Source organism: Kribbella sp. NPDC058693 (assembly GCF_042715335.1).
Classification (GTDB): Bacteria; Actinomycetota; Actinomycetes; order Propionibacteriales; family Kribbellaceae; genus Kribbella; species Kribbella jiaozuonensis.
The window spans coordinates 1,040,807-1,058,482 of sequence record NZ_JBHXSQ010000002.1 but is presented as its reverse complement, the minus strand read 5'-3'; the positions used below and the strand labels follow the sequence as shown (position 1 = coordinate 1,058,482).

Annotated in this window: 15 protein-coding genes; 8 read left to right on the top strand and 7 right to left on the bottom strand. The window is 67.5% G+C overall.

Translation table 11 applies throughout. From position 1 onward, the window contains the following. Positions 1 to 247 precede the first annotated feature (247 nt). The 6 genes from ACFWUU_RS14675 (at position 248) to ACFWUU_RS14650 (ending at position 9,171) form a co-directional block, all read left to right on the top strand. Complete coding sequence (locus ACFWUU_RS14675) at positions 248 to 1,366, top strand: LacI family DNA-binding transcriptional regulator (RefSeq protein WP_380175858.1); 1,119 nt, start codon at positions 248 to 250, stop codon at positions 1,364 to 1,366. 114 nt (positions 1,367 to 1,480) lie between these two features. Then, complete coding sequence (locus ACFWUU_RS14670) at positions 1,481 to 4,567, top strand: endo-1,4-beta-xylanase (RefSeq protein ID WP_380175856.1); 3,087 nt, start codon at positions 1,481 to 1,483, stop codon at positions 4,565 to 4,567. 24 nt (positions 4,568 to 4,591) lie between these two features. Further along, positions 4,592 to 6,055, top strand: a complete 1,464-nt coding sequence (locus ACFWUU_RS14665) for an ABC transporter substrate-binding protein (RefSeq protein WP_380175854.1) — start codon at positions 4,592 to 4,594, stop codon at positions 6,053 to 6,055. Positions 6,056 to 6,060: 5 nt separating this feature from the next. Then, positions 6,061 to 7,038 carry a carbohydrate ABC transporter permease gene (locus tag ACFWUU_RS14660; protein WP_380175852.1) on the top strand — a complete coding sequence of 326 codons (978 nt, stop codon included), beginning with the start codon at positions 6,061 to 6,063 and terminating at the stop codon, positions 7,036 to 7,038. Next, on the top strand, positions 7,035 to 7,865 hold the full coding sequence (locus tag ACFWUU_RS14655; protein WP_137255284.1) for a carbohydrate ABC transporter permease: 831 nt from the start codon (positions 7,035 to 7,037) through the stop codon (positions 7,863 to 7,865). The genes ACFWUU_RS14660 and ACFWUU_RS14655 overlap by 4 nt, the downstream gene beginning before the upstream one ends. Before the next feature lie 10 nt (positions 7,866 to 7,875). Next, the gene (locus tag ACFWUU_RS14650) at positions 7,876 to 9,171 is read left to right on the top strand and encodes a Gfo/Idh/MocA family oxidoreductase (protein ID WP_380175850.1); all 1,296 of its coding nucleotides are present in this window, start codon (positions 7,876 to 7,878) and stop codon (positions 9,169 to 9,171) included. Positions 9,172 to 9,220: 49 nt separating this feature from the next. Here the strand turns inward: ACFWUU_RS14650 and ACFWUU_RS14645 are convergent, their stop codons facing one another. Further along, on the bottom strand, positions 9,221 to 10,543 hold the full coding sequence (locus tag ACFWUU_RS14645) for a hypothetical protein (RefSeq protein WP_380175848.1): 1,323 nt from the start codon (positions 10,541 to 10,543) through the stop codon (positions 9,221 to 9,223). A 133-nt stretch (positions 10,544 to 10,676) separates the two neighbouring features. On the opposite strand from ACFWUU_RS14645, the gene ACFWUU_RS14640 reads away from it, so the two are divergent. Next, on the top strand, positions 10,677 to 11,447 hold the full coding sequence (locus ACFWUU_RS14640) for a carbonic anhydrase (RefSeq protein ID WP_380175846.1): 771 nt from the start codon (positions 10,677 to 10,679) through the stop codon (positions 11,445 to 11,447). On the opposite strand, the gene ACFWUU_RS14635 is transcribed toward ACFWUU_RS14640, so the two are convergent. After that, entirely contained in the window at positions 11,441 to 12,289 is an 849-nt protein-coding gene (locus ACFWUU_RS14635) for an alpha/beta fold hydrolase (RefSeq protein ID WP_380175844.1), read from the bottom strand. The genes ACFWUU_RS14640 and ACFWUU_RS14635 overlap by 7 nt on opposite strands. Beyond that, complete coding sequence (locus tag ACFWUU_RS14630; protein ID WP_380175842.1) at positions 12,286 to 12,858, bottom strand: GNAT family N-acetyltransferase; 573 nt, start codon at positions 12,856 to 12,858, stop codon at positions 12,286 to 12,288. Before ACFWUU_RS14630 ends, ACFWUU_RS14635 begins: the two co-directional genes overlap by 4 nt. A gap of 81 nt (positions 12,859 to 12,939) precedes the next feature. On the opposite strand from ACFWUU_RS14630, the gene ACFWUU_RS14625 reads away from it, so the two are divergent. After that, positions 12,940 to 13,839 (top strand): TetR/AcrR family transcriptional regulator C-terminal domain-containing protein, encoded by a 900-nt coding sequence (locus tag ACFWUU_RS14625; RefSeq protein ID WP_380175840.1) that lies wholly within the window; start codon positions 12,940 to 12,942, stop codon positions 13,837 to 13,839. On the opposite strand, the gene ACFWUU_RS14620 is transcribed toward ACFWUU_RS14625, so the two are convergent. From ACFWUU_RS14620 to ACFWUU_RS14605, 4 genes are read right to left on the bottom strand one after another with little or no spacing between them, the layout of a single operon-like run. Continuing rightward, on the bottom strand, positions 13,823 to 14,320 hold the full coding sequence (locus ACFWUU_RS14620) for a carbonic anhydrase (protein WP_137255290.1): 498 nt from the start codon (positions 14,318 to 14,320) through the stop codon (positions 13,823 to 13,825). The genes ACFWUU_RS14625 and ACFWUU_RS14620 overlap by 17 nt on opposite strands. Then, entirely contained in the window at positions 14,317 to 15,258 is a 942-nt protein-coding gene (locus ACFWUU_RS14615) for a sucrase ferredoxin (RefSeq protein WP_380175838.1), read from the bottom strand. Before ACFWUU_RS14615 ends, ACFWUU_RS14620 begins: the two co-directional genes overlap by 4 nt. A gap of 46 nt (positions 15,259 to 15,304) precedes the next feature. After that, positions 15,305 to 16,972, bottom strand: a complete 1,668-nt coding sequence (locus tag ACFWUU_RS14610) for an MFS transporter (RefSeq protein ID WP_380175836.1) — start codon at positions 16,970 to 16,972, stop codon at positions 15,305 to 15,307. Beyond that, positions 16,969 to 17,676, bottom strand: a complete 708-nt coding sequence (locus ACFWUU_RS14605) for an LppX_LprAFG lipoprotein (RefSeq protein ID WP_380175834.1) — start codon at positions 17,674 to 17,676, stop codon at positions 16,969 to 16,971. Before ACFWUU_RS14605 ends, ACFWUU_RS14610 begins: the two co-directional genes overlap by 4 nt.

Sequence of the window (17,676 nt, the reverse complement as noted above, 5' to 3'; positions counted from 1 at the left end):
GGCGGCCTTCCTGGAATTGGTCCGACCGGACCGAGGCGTGTCGGACCGGTCCCGGCAGGTGATCCCGGCCTGCGTAGGACCGGTCCAACAGGTCCGACGATCGTGGCACGAAGACGACGCCGGGCGCAATGCTTCGTACTGAAACCGATTGCAGGCTGGGTGTTGACGACGTACCGGCGCACTGTTACGTTCCGGTGCAACCACCCGTTGGACCAGTCCAACGGACCGAAACCCGAAGGATGGCCGGATGGCGAAGCTGACGATCCGCGACATCGCCGCGCTGTCCGGGCTGTCGAAGTCCACCGTCTCGCTGGTGCTCAACAACAGCCCGAAGGTGGACCCGGCGACCAGGCGGCACGTCCTCGCGGTGATGCGCCGGCACCGGTACGTGCCGAGTTTCGCCGCGACCGCGCTGGCCAAGGGGAGCACCCGGCTGATCGGCATGGTCGTGCCCGGCCTGTCCTGGCACATGGTTGCCTCGATCAACATCGGGGTGGCCGCGGTGACCGAGCGGAGCGGGTTCGACATCATCCTCTACACGGCGACCAACGACCGCGACTACGGTTCGCTGATCGACCGGATCCTGACCTCGAGCATGGCGTCCGGCCTGCTCGTGGTCAGTCATGAACAGCCGCTCGACCCGCTGGTGCAGCTGCACGAGGAAGGCCTGCCGGTCGTCCTCGTGAACACCATCGACGCCGACGTCGCACTGCCGTCGGTCACCGCCGACAACTACGACGGCGCGTTGACGGCGATGGATCATCTGCTGCAGCTCGGGCACGAGCGGATCGCCTGTGTACAAGGGCGGATGACGTACCGCTGCTGCCAGGACCGCTACCGCGGCTACCTGGACGCGCTCCGGACGGCCGGCATCCAGCCGGATCCGGAGCTGACCAAGCCCGGCGACTTCCTGCCCGAGCAGATCCGCGCCCGGTCGCACGAGCTGTTCGCGCGGCCGGCCGACGAGCGTCCGACCGCAGTGTTCGCGCACTCCGACGTGACGGCGTACGCCGTGATGACCGCGGCCGCCGAAGCCGGGCTGCGGGTGCCGGAGGACGTGTCGGTGATCGGCTTCGACGACATCGAATCGGCGGCGCAGATCCGGCCGCCGTTGACCACCATCCAGCAACCGTTCATCGACATGGGCAAGCGCGCGGCGGAGATGCTGCTGTCCGCGATCGGCCCCGGCGACTCCGACGACGTGGAGCCGGGGGAGGAGGCGGCGGAGCTCGAACCGCCGGCCGCCGACCTGCCTCGTCTCGTGATGCCCACCAGTTTGATCGTCCGGGCGAGTTGCGGGCCGGTGCCCGTGACCCGATCCCCGCGCGGACGCTCGCAGACCACCCCGCACACCACAAAGGCCTGATCCCCGGATCGAGGTCCCGCCCGACCACTGACACCACCTACGGCAGCAGCCCAGGCGCCGCACGCTCGACGCCGCCGGGCGACGCTGGCGTGCGCCCTCTGGAAGGAATCCGGAGTGTTCAGAAAACTGGCCACCGGTGCGAGTCTCGCGCTCATCGCCGCGGTAGCGATCCAATCCCCAGCCCATGCCGACGCGACGCCGTACGAAGTCCTGCCGGCCGATGCCGTCGCCAACTTCACCGAGTTCAAGAGCCTCCCGACCGACGCGACCCAGCAGGTCGCGATCACCGGCAACCCCAACTTCAGCAAGGCGCTCGAGATCACCGTCCCGAACGGACCGCAGAGCCCCGGTCTCGACGGCGAGTACGAGATCACCCTCGGCGTACCCGCGGCCGCGACCGTCACCGAAGGCGACGCGCTGGTGGCGACCATTTGGGCTCGCGCCATCACACCGACCAGCGGCAACGCTCACCTGGTCTTCGAGACGGACGGCTCGCCGTTCAAGAAGTCGCTGAACGCCGCTCTGCAGTACGGCACCGAGTGGAAGAAGTTCGAGTTCCCGTTCCGCGCCGCGACGACGTACACCGCTGGGACCACGACCGCTGCGCACCTGAATCTCTGGCTCGGGTACGGCGCACAGAAGTTCCAGATCGCCGGCGCCTCCGTGCAGGACCTCGGTCCGGGCAACCCGGCCGGCTACCCGCAGGCGACGTACGACGGCCGCGACCCGAACGCAGCCTGGCGTACGGCGGCCAACGCCCGCATCGACCAGTACCGCAAGGGGAATCTGGCCGTGTCGGTCGTCGACACCGCCGGCAATCCCGTCAGCGGCGCGACGGTTTCCGCCGTACAGCAGACGAGTGCGTTCAAGTTCGGCGCTGCGTCGGACGGCGCGCGGCTGGTCGGGGATCCGTCCGGCGGGATCAGCGGGACCGACCTGGCGCAGTACCAGTCGAAGTACTCGACGCTGTTCAACCAAGGGGCCCTAGGCAACAACCTGAAGTGGAACCACTGGGAGAACCCGACCGAGCGGGAGACGATCACGCTGCCCGCTCTGCAATGGATGCGGGAGCACGGGCTGCGGATCCGCGGCCACAACCTGATCTGGCCCTCGTGGGGTCTGATGCAGCCCGACGTCGTGAACCTGCAGAACGACCCGGCCGCGTTGCGCGCCCGGATCAACACCCACATCACCGACGAGGCGTCGACGCTGGCCGGTCTCATCGACGAGTGGGACGTGGTCAACGAGCCGTACTCCGAACACAACGTCCAGGACATCCTCGGTCAGGACGAGATCGCGAACTGGTTCCGGCTCGCGCACGCCGCCGATCCGGACGCCAAGCTCGCCCTGAACGACTACGGCCTGGTGGAGAACAACGGCTGGGAGACGCGGCACCGCGATCACGTGTACGACCTCGTGCAGTCGTTGAAGTCGTCGGGTGCGCCGATCGACACGGTCGGGTTCGAGAGCCACTTCAACGGGATGCAGCTCACCTCGCCGGACGACCTGATCACGATCGTCGACCAGTTCGCCGGGCTCGGCGTGAAGGTCGCAGTCACCGAGTTCGACGTCGACACCGACGACCAGCAACTGCAGGCCGACTACACCCGCGACTTCATGACCGCGATGTTCTCGAACCCGAACGTCAACCAGATCAGCAACTTCGGCATCTGGTCGACGAACATCTACAACCCGCGCGTCGCGCTCTACAACGACGACTGGTCACCCAAGCCGAACGCCTTGGTCTGGCAGGACCTGATCCAGCATCAGTGGCACACCAGCGTCTCGGGTCAGTCGAGCGCCGCCGGGACGTTCGGTACACGCGGTTTCCTCGGCGACTACCTGGTGACGGTCACCGTGAACGGCATCTCGAAGCAGGTGAAGGTCGCGATGCCGACCACGGCCGGCGCCTCGGTCAAGGTCATCACCGACGGCATCGCCACGACGGTCCGCACCGACCAGCCGAACCCGATCGGCGACGGCGGCTTCGAGAGCGGCATCCGCGGCTGGACAACACTCGGCACCGGCCCGGCAACCGCTGCGAACGCCCACAGCGGCCACACAGCGCTCTCACTGAGCCCCGGCTCCGGCGTCACGCAGAACATCACCGGCCTCACCCCAGGCACGAGCTACCTCCTGTCCGGCTGGGGACGTCTCAACGGCGGCGGCACCCAGTGCTACGTCGGAGTGCGCGGTGGTGCCACCGCCGGTACCCCGACCTTCCAATACGAGCTCTCGTACGCCGACGAACGCGCGTACACGCAGAAGCTGGCTGCCTTCACCCCACAGACCGGGACGAAGTGGGTCCAAGTCTTCGCGTGGTCGAACCCCAGCGCGAGCTCGCCCGAATGCACTCTTGACGACCTCGCCATTACGCCGACCAACGGCACGCCGCCACCAGCACAGGGCGCGCCGACAGTCGCGCCGTCTCTGCCCACGCCGTCTGTGCTGGCGAACGGCTCGGTCGAGAACCAGTCGAACACCACTGGGTGGTACTGCCTCGGCACCTGCACGCTGAAGAACGCGTCAGCCACTCCGCACAACGGAGCCGGCGACCTGTCGGCGGTTGGGCGAGAGGCTGCGTGGGCCGGCCCAGCGCAGGGTGTGTCGGTGGTGAACGGCGGGCTCTACGACTCGTCGGCCTGGGTGCGGCTGGCGTCCGGATCGGACACGGCGATGGTCAGTCTGAAGCTGACCACGTCAACCGGCTCGACGACAGTCAGGCTCGGCTCGGCGCCGGTCACCTCGACCGGGTGGACGCAGATCTCAGCGCTGAACACTCCGGTCTCCTGGACCGGGACGCTGACGAAGGCCGAGTGGTGGATCAGCACCACGACGGGCGCCGGCGACCTGCTGGTGGACGACGCCTCGTTCGCTCCGATGGCGAAGACGGCTGCGCGGGGGACCGGCCCGGCGGAGACCGCGTTCAACCCGGTGCAGCCGACCGCGGCGTGCGTCGTACACAACGCTGACTCGTACACGGCCTACTTCGGCTACTCGAATGCCAACAACTACTACATCCCGGTCCCGGTCGGCAGCGACAACGCGTTCAGCCCGGGACCGTCCGATCGCGGCCAGACCGTCTCGTTCCTGCCCTTCCAGCGCCCGCGTCGCGTCGCGGTGACCTGGGACGGTAGTCCGCTCACCTGGCGGCTCGGCTCCCTGTCCCAGACCGCGTCGTGGGCCTCGCCGGCCTGCTAGGTCACTCTTACTGGAGGAATTCCTATGTCATCACCCATCTCACGGCGGTCGCTGCTGCGTGGTGCGGCCGCGCTGGCCGGCGCGGGCGCACTCGCCGGCTGCTCCTCGGGCAACGACGCCTCGGGATCGAAGGCCAAGACCACCATCACCTACTGGGACTGGTACGCCAGCCAGGCCGGCTGGGTCGACAACGAGATCAAGCTGTTCCAGCAGGCCCATCCGCAGATCGCGGTCAAGAAGACCACGCAGGTCAGTGACAAGTACGCCGACCTCGTGTCGCTGGCGTACCGGAGCAACAACCCGCCGGACATCCTGATGGTGCCGAAGAGTCCGCAGCTCAGCCAGCAGGTGTCACAGGACTGGCTGATGCCGGTCGACAAGTGGGCAACGACGTCGTGGCAGTCCCGCTTCCCATCCGACAGTTTCGTCGAGGGAGTGGACGTCTTCGGCGGCAAGGTCTACACCGCGCCGTTCGCTGCCCCGGCGCCGTCGCTGCAGCTCTACATCCACCACGGTGTCTTCAAGGACGCCGGTCTGACCAACGACGACGGCAGTGTGAAGCTGCCGAAGACCTGGGACGACGTGACGCACGCAGCCGACGCCATCGCGTCGAAGAGCGGTGGAAAGGTCGCGCCGTTCGGCTTCGGCAACTCGACGAACACGACCCTGGCCTGGTGGCTGGATCTGTTCGTCCGCGGCGCCGGCTCGCCGGGTGGTGCCGCGGTCGGCGGCATCGACGGGATGGACTACCGGGTCGGGCACTGGACGTTCGGCAGCGATCGCAACTTCCTCGACGTGATCAACCTGCTGATGGAGTGGAAGAACAAGAACTGGTTCTACCCGAACTCGATGAGCATCTCCGACGAGCAGGCGCGGGCGTTCTTCGAGCGCGGCCGGTTCGGGATGACGGTCGGGGGAGTGTGGAACCAGCCGGAGTGGACGCAGCACAAGTTCACCGACTACAGCCTCGTCACGTTGCCGAGTCCGAGCGAGGCTCCGAAGGCCTTGTTCTACGGGCCTCCTGGCGGACGGTTCGTGGCGGTCTCGTCGAAGACGCCGCATGCCGACGAGGCGTGGGCCTGGTTCGACTGGCTGTACAGCGCGGACGCGGGGAAGCGGTGGGTCGAGCAGGGCCAGGGGTTGTCGGTGTACGCGAAGAACAACGACCCGAAGAGCGTCACCTTCGCACCGTTCGCGCAGTACGTCGGTATGTCGGGCGCGGCCGTGGTCGGTCCGCAGCCGGCGATCCGCAACCCGAAGGTGTCGGCGGTCCAGCTGTCTGCAGTGAAGCCGGACATCAACGACGTACTCGCCGGGATCTACACAGGTCAGCTCAAGGATCCGCAGGGTGCGCTGACCGAGCTCGAGGGCAAGATGAACCAGGCACTCGGTGACGCGATCAAGAAGGCGCCCGGAGTCGCCGCGAAGGACTTCGCGTTCCCGGACTGGGATCTCACCAAGGCCTACACGACGAAGCCGGGCGCCTGATGGTGATGACCGCCGTACGGCAGGACGTGACCGCTACCGGGCCGCCACCAGCGGCGGCCCGGCGGCGGGCGCGCCGTCGTACCTATCTCTGGTCGTATGTGTATCTGGCGCCGATGATGGTGCTGCTGCTCGCGTTCGTGGTGTATCCGATCATCGCGTCGCTCGGCTACACGTTCTACAAGTGGGACGGGATCGGTGACCCGTCGGAGTTCGTCGGCCTGGCCAACTTCCGGCAGATCGTCCACGACAGCATCTTCTGGCGATCCCTCGGTCACACCTTCGTGTACGCCGCCTTCGTCGTACCGATCCAGCTTGTGCTGGCGTTGGCGCTCGCGCTGGTGCTGAACAACAAGCGGCTGCGATTCGCGTCGTTCTACCGGACGCTGTTCTTCCTGCCGGTGGTCACGTCGGCGGCGGTGATCGGTGTCGTGATCCAGCTGCTGGTGTCGAACTTCGGTGACTCGATCAACACCCTGCTGCTGAACCTGCATCTGATCCACCAGCACATCGACTGGCTGGGGGATCCGCACTTCGCGATGGCGATCATCATCCTGGTCGGGATCTGGCACACGTTCGGCTACAACCTGGTGTACTTCCTGGCCGGGCTGCAGACGATTCCGGACGAGCTCTACGAGGCCGCACGGCTCGACGGCGCCGGCCGGATCGCGACGTTCCGCTACATCACGATCCCGATGCTGCGCGCGGTCGGCGTGGTGATCGTGATCCTGGCGGTGATCGGGACCTTCCAGATCTTCGACCTGGTGCAGGTGCTGACCAGCGGTGGCCCGTTCTTCGCCACCGAGGTCGTGAACACGTACATCTACCACCTGGCCTTCGGCGGCAGTAACGCCAACGCGGTCCAGCCGGACATCGGCCTGGCCTCGGCGGCGTCGTTCATCTACGGTCTGCTGCTGATCGGCTTCTCCGTGGTCCAAGTCGTCGTACTGCGTTCACTCGCTCGTCGGAGAGGCGTCTCATCATGACCCGGCGGCGCATGGTGACCGTGATGACGCATGTGGCGTTGCTGGTCAGCGGACTGGCCTGGCTCTATCCGCTGTTCTGGGCGCTCGGGTCTTCACTGAAGAGCGATGACGACTTCTTCACCGACGGGCTGAACCCGATGCCCTCGCACTTCCTCTGGGCGAACTACCTGAACGCCTGGCAGGAGGCATCGTTCGGCCGGTACTTCATGAACACAATTCTGATCACCGTAGGCACGGTGGTGATCACTTTAGTAGTCACGTCCTGCGCGGGATATGTACTTGCCCGTACACGATTCCCGGGCCGCGGGTTCTGCCTCGGGCTGGTGTCGGCGACCCTGTTCCTGCCGCACGGGTACACGATCATCCCGGTCTTCGACCTGATGCAGCGGGTGCATCTGCTGAACAGCCTGTGGTCGGTGATCATCGTGCAGGCGTCCGGGGGAGTGGTGTTCGGGACGTTCCTGTTCATGGGGTATTTCATGGCCATCGACAAGGAGCTCGAGGACGCCGCGATGGTGGACGGCGCGAACTTCCACCAGACGTTCGCGCGGATCATGCTGCCGCTGTCCGGGCCGATGCTCGCCACGGTCGGTCTGTTCACCGCGATCACGGCGTGGAACAGCTTCTTCATCCCGCTGGTGTTCACGCTCGGCCGCCCCGAGCTGCGCACACTCGCGATCGGCATGTACGCGTTCATCGGCGAGAACTCGACCGAGTGGACGCTGCTCTGCGCCGGCACGGTCATCACACTCGCCCCGATCATCCTGCTCTTCGTGCTCCTGCAGCGCTTCTTCGTCAACGGCCTGGCCGGCGCGGTCAAGCAATAGGAGGTAGTCCATGCCAGTGCGGACGGCAATCGTCGGAACCGGTAACCGCGCACAACTCTTCACCGAAGGCCTGGCCAAGCGGGACGGGTACGACGTCGTCGCATTGTGCGACCCGAACTCGGTCCGAATGGCCTTCCACAACCGGATGCTGCTCGCGGCCGGTCGTCGTACTGCGCATCAATGGCCGCCCGGGCGGTTCGAGGAGATGTTGCGGGTCGAGCGGATCGAGCTGCTGATCGTGACGAGCGTCGACGCGACGCACAACCTCTACATCGAGGCGGCGCTGCGGGCCGGCGTACGCGTGATCAGCGAGAAACCGATGACGACCGATGCCGCGAAGGCGAGGAGCATCCTGGCTGCGGTCGAGGAGACCGGCGGGTCGTTGTCGGTCGCCTACAACTACCGCTTCAACCCCGTGCATCGGCGAGTCCGTTCGTTGCTGGCGGAGGGGGCGATCGGGGACATCCACTCCGTCCACTTCGAGTGGTTGCTCGACGTGTCCCATGGCGCGGACTACTTCCGCCGCTGGCATCGCGACAAGGCGAACTCCGGCGGCTTGATGGTCCACAAAGCCAGCCACCACTTCGATCTCGTCAACTGGTGGCTGGGTGCGGAGCCGCGGATCGTCTATGCACAAGGACAATTGGCGTTCTACGGCCCCGGCCGGCGGCACGGCTACGCGCGCCCGTATACCCGCGTGCACGGTTCCCCGGAGGCGCTCGACGACCCGTTCGCCCTGCACCTCGCCGACAACGCGACGCTGAGCGAGCTCTATCTGGAGGCTGAAGCCGAAGACGGCTACTACCGCGACCGCAACGTCTTCGCCCCCGGCGTGACGATCGAGGACGACATGGCCCTACTCGTCTCCTACAACACCGGCGCGACGATGACGTACCACCTGACCGCGTACTCACCCTCCGAGGGCTACCGCGTGATGTTCAACGGATCGCGTGGCCGACTGGAGCTCAATGTCGAAGAGTCGACATTTACCGCCCCAAATCTGCGGGTCGAATCAGCGAAGGGCTGGGTCCACGGCGACCTCGCCGCACCAACCGCGGGACGTACGTCGATCACACTCCGGCCGCTCTGGGAGCCACCCATCGACCAGACCGTCGACCACGACCACGCCGGCCACGGCGGCGCCGACGCCCGCGTCCTGGCGGCCCTCCTCGACGACGAACCAACCGAGGGAGCCGACCTAGCCGACGCCCGCCAAGCCGCCCTGGCCCTGGTCACCGGACTAGCAGCCAACCGCTCCTTCGAAACAGGGCTGCCCGTCCAGACCGCCGACATACTGGCGATCTGATGGACAGAATAGTGATCAGGCCGAGCGTGGTGATGATCAGTTTTCTGTACTAGCCGAGCGCTGCGCGGAGGATGGCGTGGGCGCCGGTGACGATGGACTCGCGGTTGGCTTCGTACGTGGGGTCGGTGATCGCGGTCTTGTTGGTCGGGTCGAAGGAGAGGACCGGGACGTGGAGGTGGCCGGCCGGCATCGACGGGTCGAGGAGGTCGCGTTGGAGGGTGTTGCGATAGGCGACCTCGTTGGAGAGGTAGCCGCCGCCGGTGCCCTCCGATGCGATCGCGCCGGGCGTAGGGCCGTCGGGTCGGCGTACCGGCTCGGTCTGGCCGGCCGGGATCTCCAGGACTGATGTGTTGACGCGGGTCCGGAACGGTGTGACGTCGGCGTACGACATGCGGGCCAGCGGAAGGCTCGAGGTGATGAACTCGGGGCCGGGCGGCATGCTGGGGGAGACGACCGGGGCGTTGATCGTGCCGCCGCCCCAGATGTTGTTGTTGTCGCCGATCGAGCTGACCGAGCGACGTCGGCCGTTGAAGACCTCGAGGTCGAAGATGCCGACGCGGCCCTGACTCGCGGTCATCACGAGATCGGCGTGCTGCGGACCCGGGCGGTAATGCGGTGCGAGAGCGTGCTCGACCATGCTCTCGTCGAAGTCGGTGTACCGGACGGGGAAGACAACGGTCTGGATCTCGTACGTCTTGCCGTTCACCGTCCAGCGCTGACCGTCGAGCGTGAGCGCGTTCGCGCCGGACGGGTTGCCGATACGGATATCCGCGTCCAGCGTGAACGGGTCGAATCCCGTGACGAGGATCTTCCGCACACCGGGTGTGAAGCGGGTGCTGGTGATGCCGCGGGAGGCGTACTCGAACGACTTGATCAGCGCGGCGCGTTCCGTCGTACCGAGGCCGAAGCGTGGTTGCCATTGGCGCAGGGCGAACGCCATCGAGATCCGAGCCCAGTACAGGCCGCGGTCGTCGGTAGCGGGGAGGGCGTCGACTCCGCGTACGGGGTGCTGAGCCCGGTGCGTCGCCGTACGCCAGAGGGTCTCGCCCTGGGTGCGGACGAGTGCTGCTGCGGCCTGGCGGTTGGGGACCCGGCACAGGAGGCCGGCGAACAGTTGGACCTGCCGGTCGAAGCCGGACCGCCGCAGGATCTCCGCCGGGACGGACGGCCCATCGGCCACGCCTCTGTCCAGACGCTGTTCCTCGACCGTGCCGACGATCGAGTGATCGAGGCAGCCGGTCGCCTGGTCGCCGCGGAGTGTCGGCGCGGCGTCGGGTATGGCGTGGGCGATCGGAGCACCGGACAGGACAGCTGTCAGCGCCAGAGCGCCGACGAACAGGGATCGGTGGAATGAGCTGGGGCGGAGTCTCATACGGGATGTCTATCAGATCTTCCGCCGTGGGCCGAGAGATTCGAAGATCCTGAGAGTACTGCAGACTGTATGCAATCTGCTACGGTCGATCCGACGGCACCGCCCCGGCCGTCCGTGTGTGAGGAGGACGTCGTTGAGCAAGCCGCCCGCTGTTCCGATGCCCTCACGCCGCCGCGTTCTCACCAGCGCGCTGGCTGCGGCCGCACAAGGCGCCGTCGCCACGGCAACCCTGGCCGGCTGCACACACGACCGGGTCGAGTCCGCCGGCAGCACGCGGGTTCCGAGTGCCTCGCCGCCGGCCACCTCACCTGTGGTTGCTAACGGCAACCAGGCGCTGGAGCGGCTGATGGTCGGTAACGCGCGGTTCGTGGCAGCTCAGGACCAGGACCTGGACGAGGGGATCGCGCGACGGGTGGCGGTGAGCAAAGGCCAGCATCCCTTCGCCACGGTCCTCGGCTGCGTCGACTCCCGCGTGCCGATCGAGCTGGTCTTCGACCAGGGCCTCGGCGATCTGGTCGTCGTACGAAGTGCCGGCGGCGCGCTCGACCAGTCGGTGACCGGCAGCATCGAATTCGGCATCGCCGAGCTCCACACCCCACTCCTGTTGGTCCTCGGCCACCAACGCTGCGGTGCGCTGGACGCCACCATCAAGGCCCTGGACGCCGGCCAACGGACCTCCCACACGAACAGCCTCGACTATCTCGTCGACGCCCTCGCCCCAGCCGTCCGCCAGGTCACCGGCAAACCCGGCGACCGCCTCACCAACGCCGTACAAGCCAACGTCGCCCTCGTCCTCACCAAGCTCCGCCAGTCACCCGTCATCGGCCCACTGGAGAAGTCAGGCAAGCTCAAGCTCGCCGGCGCGTACTACGAACTCGACACCGGCAAGGTCATCCTTCACTGAGCGAGAGTTGTCAGGACGTCGATGAGGTCAGGGCGAGACATCGGGCCTACATGGGGTGCAGGGATGTCGTGGACGTCGGTGGGGTTGTCGGGTGTGAGGCGGTCGGCCTCGGCGATGAAGCGGTCCTGGAGAGCGAGTGGGATCAGGCGGTCCTCGGTGAAGCGGACGTACGTGCGGGGGATCCGTCCCCAAGTGTCCGCCTGCCCGCGGGCGTCGGAGACCGGGATAGCGACCGGCTCGTCGGGCTGGAAATGGTTCAGCAGGTTGTGCATCGCCTCGTCGGTGAAATCGGCGGCGAGGCACTCCTTGATGCCGGCGATCAGGTCCGGATCGGCGGTCCGCCAGTTCACCCGCGCAACGCCTAGTACGGCGGGGTCGCCGGCAACTGCCTTGGTGACCTGATCGACCAGGCTCTCGCTGTTCTCGGGCGTGGCGAAGTAGTCCGCCATGCTCGGCAGCTCGACACAGCAGTACGCCGACACGTAGACGACGCGCTCGAGCAGCTCCGGTACGGCGTTGCCGACGCGGCTCAGCGTCACCCCGCCCTGGCTCGCGCCGACGAGGATCACGGGGCCGAGTTCACGCGCCCGGCGTACGACGCTGATCGTGTGGTCGACATAGTCGTCAATGGTGAGGCTTGCGAGTGGCGACGGCTCGGTGGCGAGGCCGCGGAGGTCCTGAGGTGCCTGGTAGGAGTGCGGGAAGAACCCGTTGGTGCCGTGGCCGGGCAGGTCGACGGTGACGCAGCGGTGGCCGCGCAGTATCAGTTCGTTGACGAGGTCGGTCCACGCTGCGGCAGACGAGTGCGTGCCGTGGACGAAAACGAAGATCGGACGGCTCATTGGTGGTCTCCTGTCGTTGGTGTGCTGGGTCGCCACATCGGCCACAGCGGTGGGCCGCCGGCGAGTTGGACTGGTGCGCCGCGGTCCTGGAAGCCGTGGCGCAGGTACAGGGCGCGACTGCGGGGCGAGCTGGCCTCCAAGTACGTCCCGAGGCCGAGCGAGTCCCCGTACTGCAGTCGGTGCCGGAGCATCGCCGACCCGAGTCCGGTACTGCGGTGGGCCGCTGCGACTCCCATGCAGGGCAGATACAGGTACGGCTGGTCGTGCGGATGCCGCTGAGCGAGCGCCTCACCTAGCTCCTGCAACCGAGGCGTCGGAGCGGGCTGGTCGCCGTACGGCGGTTGCCCGCTGGCGAGCCGGAGCCAGATGGCTGCGCCGGCGTCGGGCGCGATGAGATCGGCCTCGGCGGCCGGATGGGTGAGAAGCGGGCGGTAGTAGAGCGTCGCCTGGAGTTCGGCCCGCGATGCCGGGTCGGGGAAGAGCCAGGCAACGATCGGGTCGTCGGTGAATGCCTCCGTGAGGACCGCTATCAGAGCCTCGTGGTCGGCAGAGGTGGCGCGGTGGATCATGCGTACACCGTACTCAGAGGATGCTGATAACCTTTATAAATAAGGGCGCGAGTGTTAGGAGTGAACTAGTACACTGAGGTCATGTATCAACAGGTGGTGGCGGAGTTGCGCACGCTGATCCTGACCGGCGAGCTGGCGCCGGGGGAGCGGGTGCCGTCGGTCCGGGAGATCGCGCGTCGCTGGGGGATCGCGATCGCGACAGCGACGAAGGTGATGGCCGCGCTCCGCGACGCCGGCCTGGTCGAGACCAAGGTCGGCTCCGGCACGGTAGTTGCTCCACAACCTCGCCGGGCCAGGGATGGCGAGCAGCGCAGCGGCGGGCGCCCGGTGTTGACTCGAGGGCAGGTCATGCGGGCGGCAGTGCTGGTGGCGGACGGCGAGGGCATCGAGGCCGTCTCCATGCGACGCGTGGCAGTGGAGTTGGGCGTCGGGACGATGTCCCTGTATCGCCACGTGGCCAACAAGGACGAGTTGGTCACGGAGATGGTCGATGCCGTCTTCGGGGAGTACGAGCTTCCGGATCCGGGACCGGACGGCTGGCGGGCCAAGCTGGAACTGATCGCCCGCCGGCAATGGGAGCTCTGCCGCCGTCACCTCTGGCTACCGGCCGCCGTGTCCTTCACCCGCCCACTGCTCGTCCCGAACCTCACGGCCCAAACCGAATGGACCCTGCGAGCCCTCGACGGCCTAGGCCTCCCGACAGAGATCTGCATCCGTGAAGCGCTCACCCTCCACGGCCTCGTCATCACCGCTGCCCGCGCGATGGCGGACGAGGTCGAAGCCGAGCAGGAGACCGGCGTGACCCTGGACCGCTGGTGGATCGACAAACGGCGACGCGCAGAGGAGCTCCTCAGCAGCGGCCGATTCCCGCTGCTCGCAGCCGTTCCGGAGAACGCCGTCTCCGACCTCAACGAGCTGTTCGAGTACAGCCTCGCCCGTCACCTCGACGGGTTCGAGGTGCTGCTCAGTCGATCTGCGTGAGCCGGCCGTTGTCGACGTCGTACATGAAGCCGCCGACGAGGATGTCGTCGCCGATCAGCGGGTGTTCGCGGACCGCGGCCACATCGCGGCGCAGGGCCTCGAGCTGGTCGGGGATCACGGAGATCGGCAGGTACCCGGCCGGCTTGCCCGCGGCTTGTTCGACCTTCGCGCGTAGGTCGTCCTCGGACATCGCGGCCATCGCGCAGCGGGTGTGCGGGATGATCATGATCCGGCGTACGCCGAGCAGTTGTACGCCGAGCACCAGCCCGGTCAGCGTGATCTCGGTGACCCGCCCGCCGGCGGAGCGCAGTACCTTCGCGTCGCCCGGCTTGAGGCCGAGCATCTCCAGCGGCGGGATCCGGGAGTCCATGCAGGTGACCAGGCCGATCCCGGCGTGCGCGATCCCGTCGAATCCGCCGTAGTGGAAATCGGCCGCGTACTCCGCGTTCGCGGCGAGCAGATCGTCGAAGCCGCCGCTCATCGGACCGCACCTGACACTGGAGTTCCGGTTTGCAGGATCGACATCGCGAACGGTTCCTTTCCACACGAGTCCGGACGGGGAGGGTCAGCGAGCGCGCTGGTGACCGGGACGATCCACGACCGTCCGTCGAGGTGCTGGACGGTGACAGTGTCCGGTCCCTCGGCCACGACGTGCAACGCATCCAGGGAGAGCTCGCCGGTGAGCTCTCGTACGGCGACCTCGGCCGCCTGACCGCGCTTGCTCCAGGTGGACCGGCCGCGCAGCCCGGTCAGGATGGTCTCGCCACGATCGGCCGCGGCCAGCGCCTCGACCGCTGTCTCGACGGTGAGATGCCCGTGCATCGTGCCGGCCGGCAGGTACGTCGCGGTCGGCGCGAAGCGGTGTCCGCCGAGATGGTTGGCTTCCCACACGCGCCCCGGTGCCCGTTCGGCAAGCCCTGACACCAGCGGCCGACCGAGAATCGCACAACACCCGTCGCGCTTGCCGTTCGTACACACCAGCACGACGGGCTCGTCGACCGGCAGCAGCCCGGGCAGTGAGGCGATCACCGCAGCGCGATCACCACGCGCGACCGCATCGAGATCGAGGTCGCCCAGCTCGGACGGGTCGGCGACCCGCCCGCCGAGCAGCCAGCTCTGGCCCGGCGTGGTCGAGGCGACGAACACCTGGTGCGACCGCTCGACCGCGTCCGCGTGCCGCCCTGTCGACCGGATCAGCCCGAACCGGACATCAGCCTTCTTGCACTCGTCGTCGAACGCTCCGCCGAACGACGCGTCGAGATGACTCTGCGTCGGCGCCTTCGCGCCCCACGGCCCGGGCTGCTCGACGACGACCCAGCCCCTGGCCACGACCGCGGTGCCGGCCAGCGGCTCACGCAGTACCCGGCAGTACGTCGAACACAGGCCAGGCGGGCCGGTGGTTTCGGGCGCAGGGGTCACACCCTCACGGTACGCGAGGTGAGACAGCTGTCCCTCATGATGATCATCATGTGTGCGTTAGACCACGTCGACCGAGCAGGAGTACGGCGAGGACGGCGGCCAGGAACGCGCACACGGCAGCACCGGCGAAGATGGCGTGAACTTGTGAAACGGCCGCGTCGCGCAGCGCGTCGACGAACGGCCGGCAGTTGCCGGGGGAGGACGGGCACAGCTCGTTCGGCGATTTGATGCCGTTGGCAATGGCGTAGTACCGGCGGAGCCCGATCGCGGTCAGCGCGGAGACGCCGACGAGCATGCCGACCATCCGCGCGACCACCACCAGCGCGCTGACCAGGCCGTGGGAGTCGGCAGGTGTTGCGCCGAGCATGGCCGTGTTCAGCGGCGAGAGCGCAAGGCCGAAGCCGAAACCGCACAGCAGCAGTACGACGGTCGCCGGCCAGTGATCGAGCGCCGTACGACTCCAGAACGCCATCACCAAGAACATCGCGCCGGACAACCCCAGCCCGGCCCCTGCGATCAGTCCGAGCCCGTAGCGTCGCGTCAGCCACCCACCGGCAACCGCACCGACCGGCAGCGCGATCAGGAACCGTACGAGCACCAGTGCGGCCGCCAGCTGCCCACCGCCTTGGGTCGTGCGCGCAAAGACCGGTATGTCGACCAGCGCCGCGATCAGTGCACACCCGATGAGGAAGCTGACTACCAACGAGCCCCAGGCAGGACGGGCGCCCAGCAGACCACGAGGCACGATGGCCGCCGCCGTACGACGCTGCCAGAGCGCGAACGCAACTGAGAAGACAGCAGCCGCGACAAGCAGCCACGGACCGGCCGGCGACATCAACTGACGTTCGGGGTCCGCCGTTGCGAAGGCCAGCACGACACCCGCGAGCGCGAGCGCGAGCAGCAGTGCGCCAAGCAGATCGACCTGCGACAGCACGCTGCCGAGGCGGCCGCGCGCCTGCCACAACACCAACCCGAGCCAGATGACTGCCAGCACGAGAGTCGCGACACCAATGGGCGTCAGCAGCCGGGAGGTTCCGGTGAAGGGTACGAAGGGCAGGCCGAGCGTGACACCGGACGCGAGCCGGTCGGGCGCCGTGAGCGTAAGCCCGAGCGCGACACAGGCTAGTAAGCCGACGACCGCGGACAGCGGTGGCCGGCGAACACCGCGCAGCAGCAGCGCGAGGACCACCGCGACTGTCAGGTTGAGCCAGAAGATGTAGCGCCAGTCGGCGATGGCGAGTACGGCGGCGCCCAGCAGCGGACCGAGCACTGACCCGAGCTCCTGCACCGCGCCGACCACGCCGAGCGGCAGCCCACGCCGGTCGGCCGGCCAGAGATCAGCAACCAGCGCGAGCGTCGCCGGGACGAGCCCGCCACCGCCGACCCCTTGAAGAAACCGACCGGTTACCACCAGCGGCAGGTCATACGCCCCGGCGGTGATCAGCGAACCGACCGCAAAGAGCAACAAGGCGCCGACCAACACCGGCGTACGTCCGACGACATCCGCGATCCGGCCGATCAACGGCAGCACGGCGATGTACCCGAGCAGGAAGCCCGAGATGATCGGCGCCGCCCGCTGCAGCTCGTCCGCGGACAGCCCGACGCCGGCCATCATGTCCGGCAACGCCAGCACTACGACGTACGTGTCCGCCGCAGCGAACGCGACCGCGATGGACGCCAGCGTCAGTCGCGTCCTCGCCGAGCTGTCGCTCACGGCTTGGTGATCTCGACCTTCTCGCCGTATTTGTCGAGGGTGACGTCGTAGCTGCTGGTGGCGCCGGAGTAGAACGGCCCGGTGATCGTGGCCGAGACGAGTTGCTTGGCGTCCTTGTCGATCTTGAACGTGCTCGGGAAGTCCTGGTCAGCGGGCGCCTTCGGGAAGATGCCTTGCAGATCCTTGCCCTGGACCGAGCCGGTGACCTCGGTCAGCACCTTCGCGCCCTCGCGGGTCTCGCCCTTGATCTTGGGGTCCTTCATCGTCGGCAGGACCGCGGTCAGGCCCTTCGCCGGGTCGAGCAGGATCGCCGGGTCAGGAGCGCCGAGCGAGGCCAGCTGGGACGGCGGGAGCTCGATGTAGCTCGGCGTGAACGACAGCTTGGCGTACACCTTGCTGCCGACTGCCACCACCTGAGCGTCGATCGGCGCACCCGCGGACCGGACCGTCAGCTTGCCCTTGAACGCAGGCGCGTGCGTCGCGACGCCGTCACCGCTGGCCAACGTCTGCGCGTTGTCCGGCAGGTCGCGGCCGGTGAGCACGATGTGCACGCTGGCCGCGTCGTCGATCGTCTTCTTGACGTCGGTGAGCAGCGCGACCGCGTCCCCGTCGTTGGACTGCCCACCTCCGCCGGAGTCCTTCTTGTCGCTGCATCCGGCCAGCGCAAGTACCACGACCGCGCCGAGCGCGAGCAGTCTCTTCAC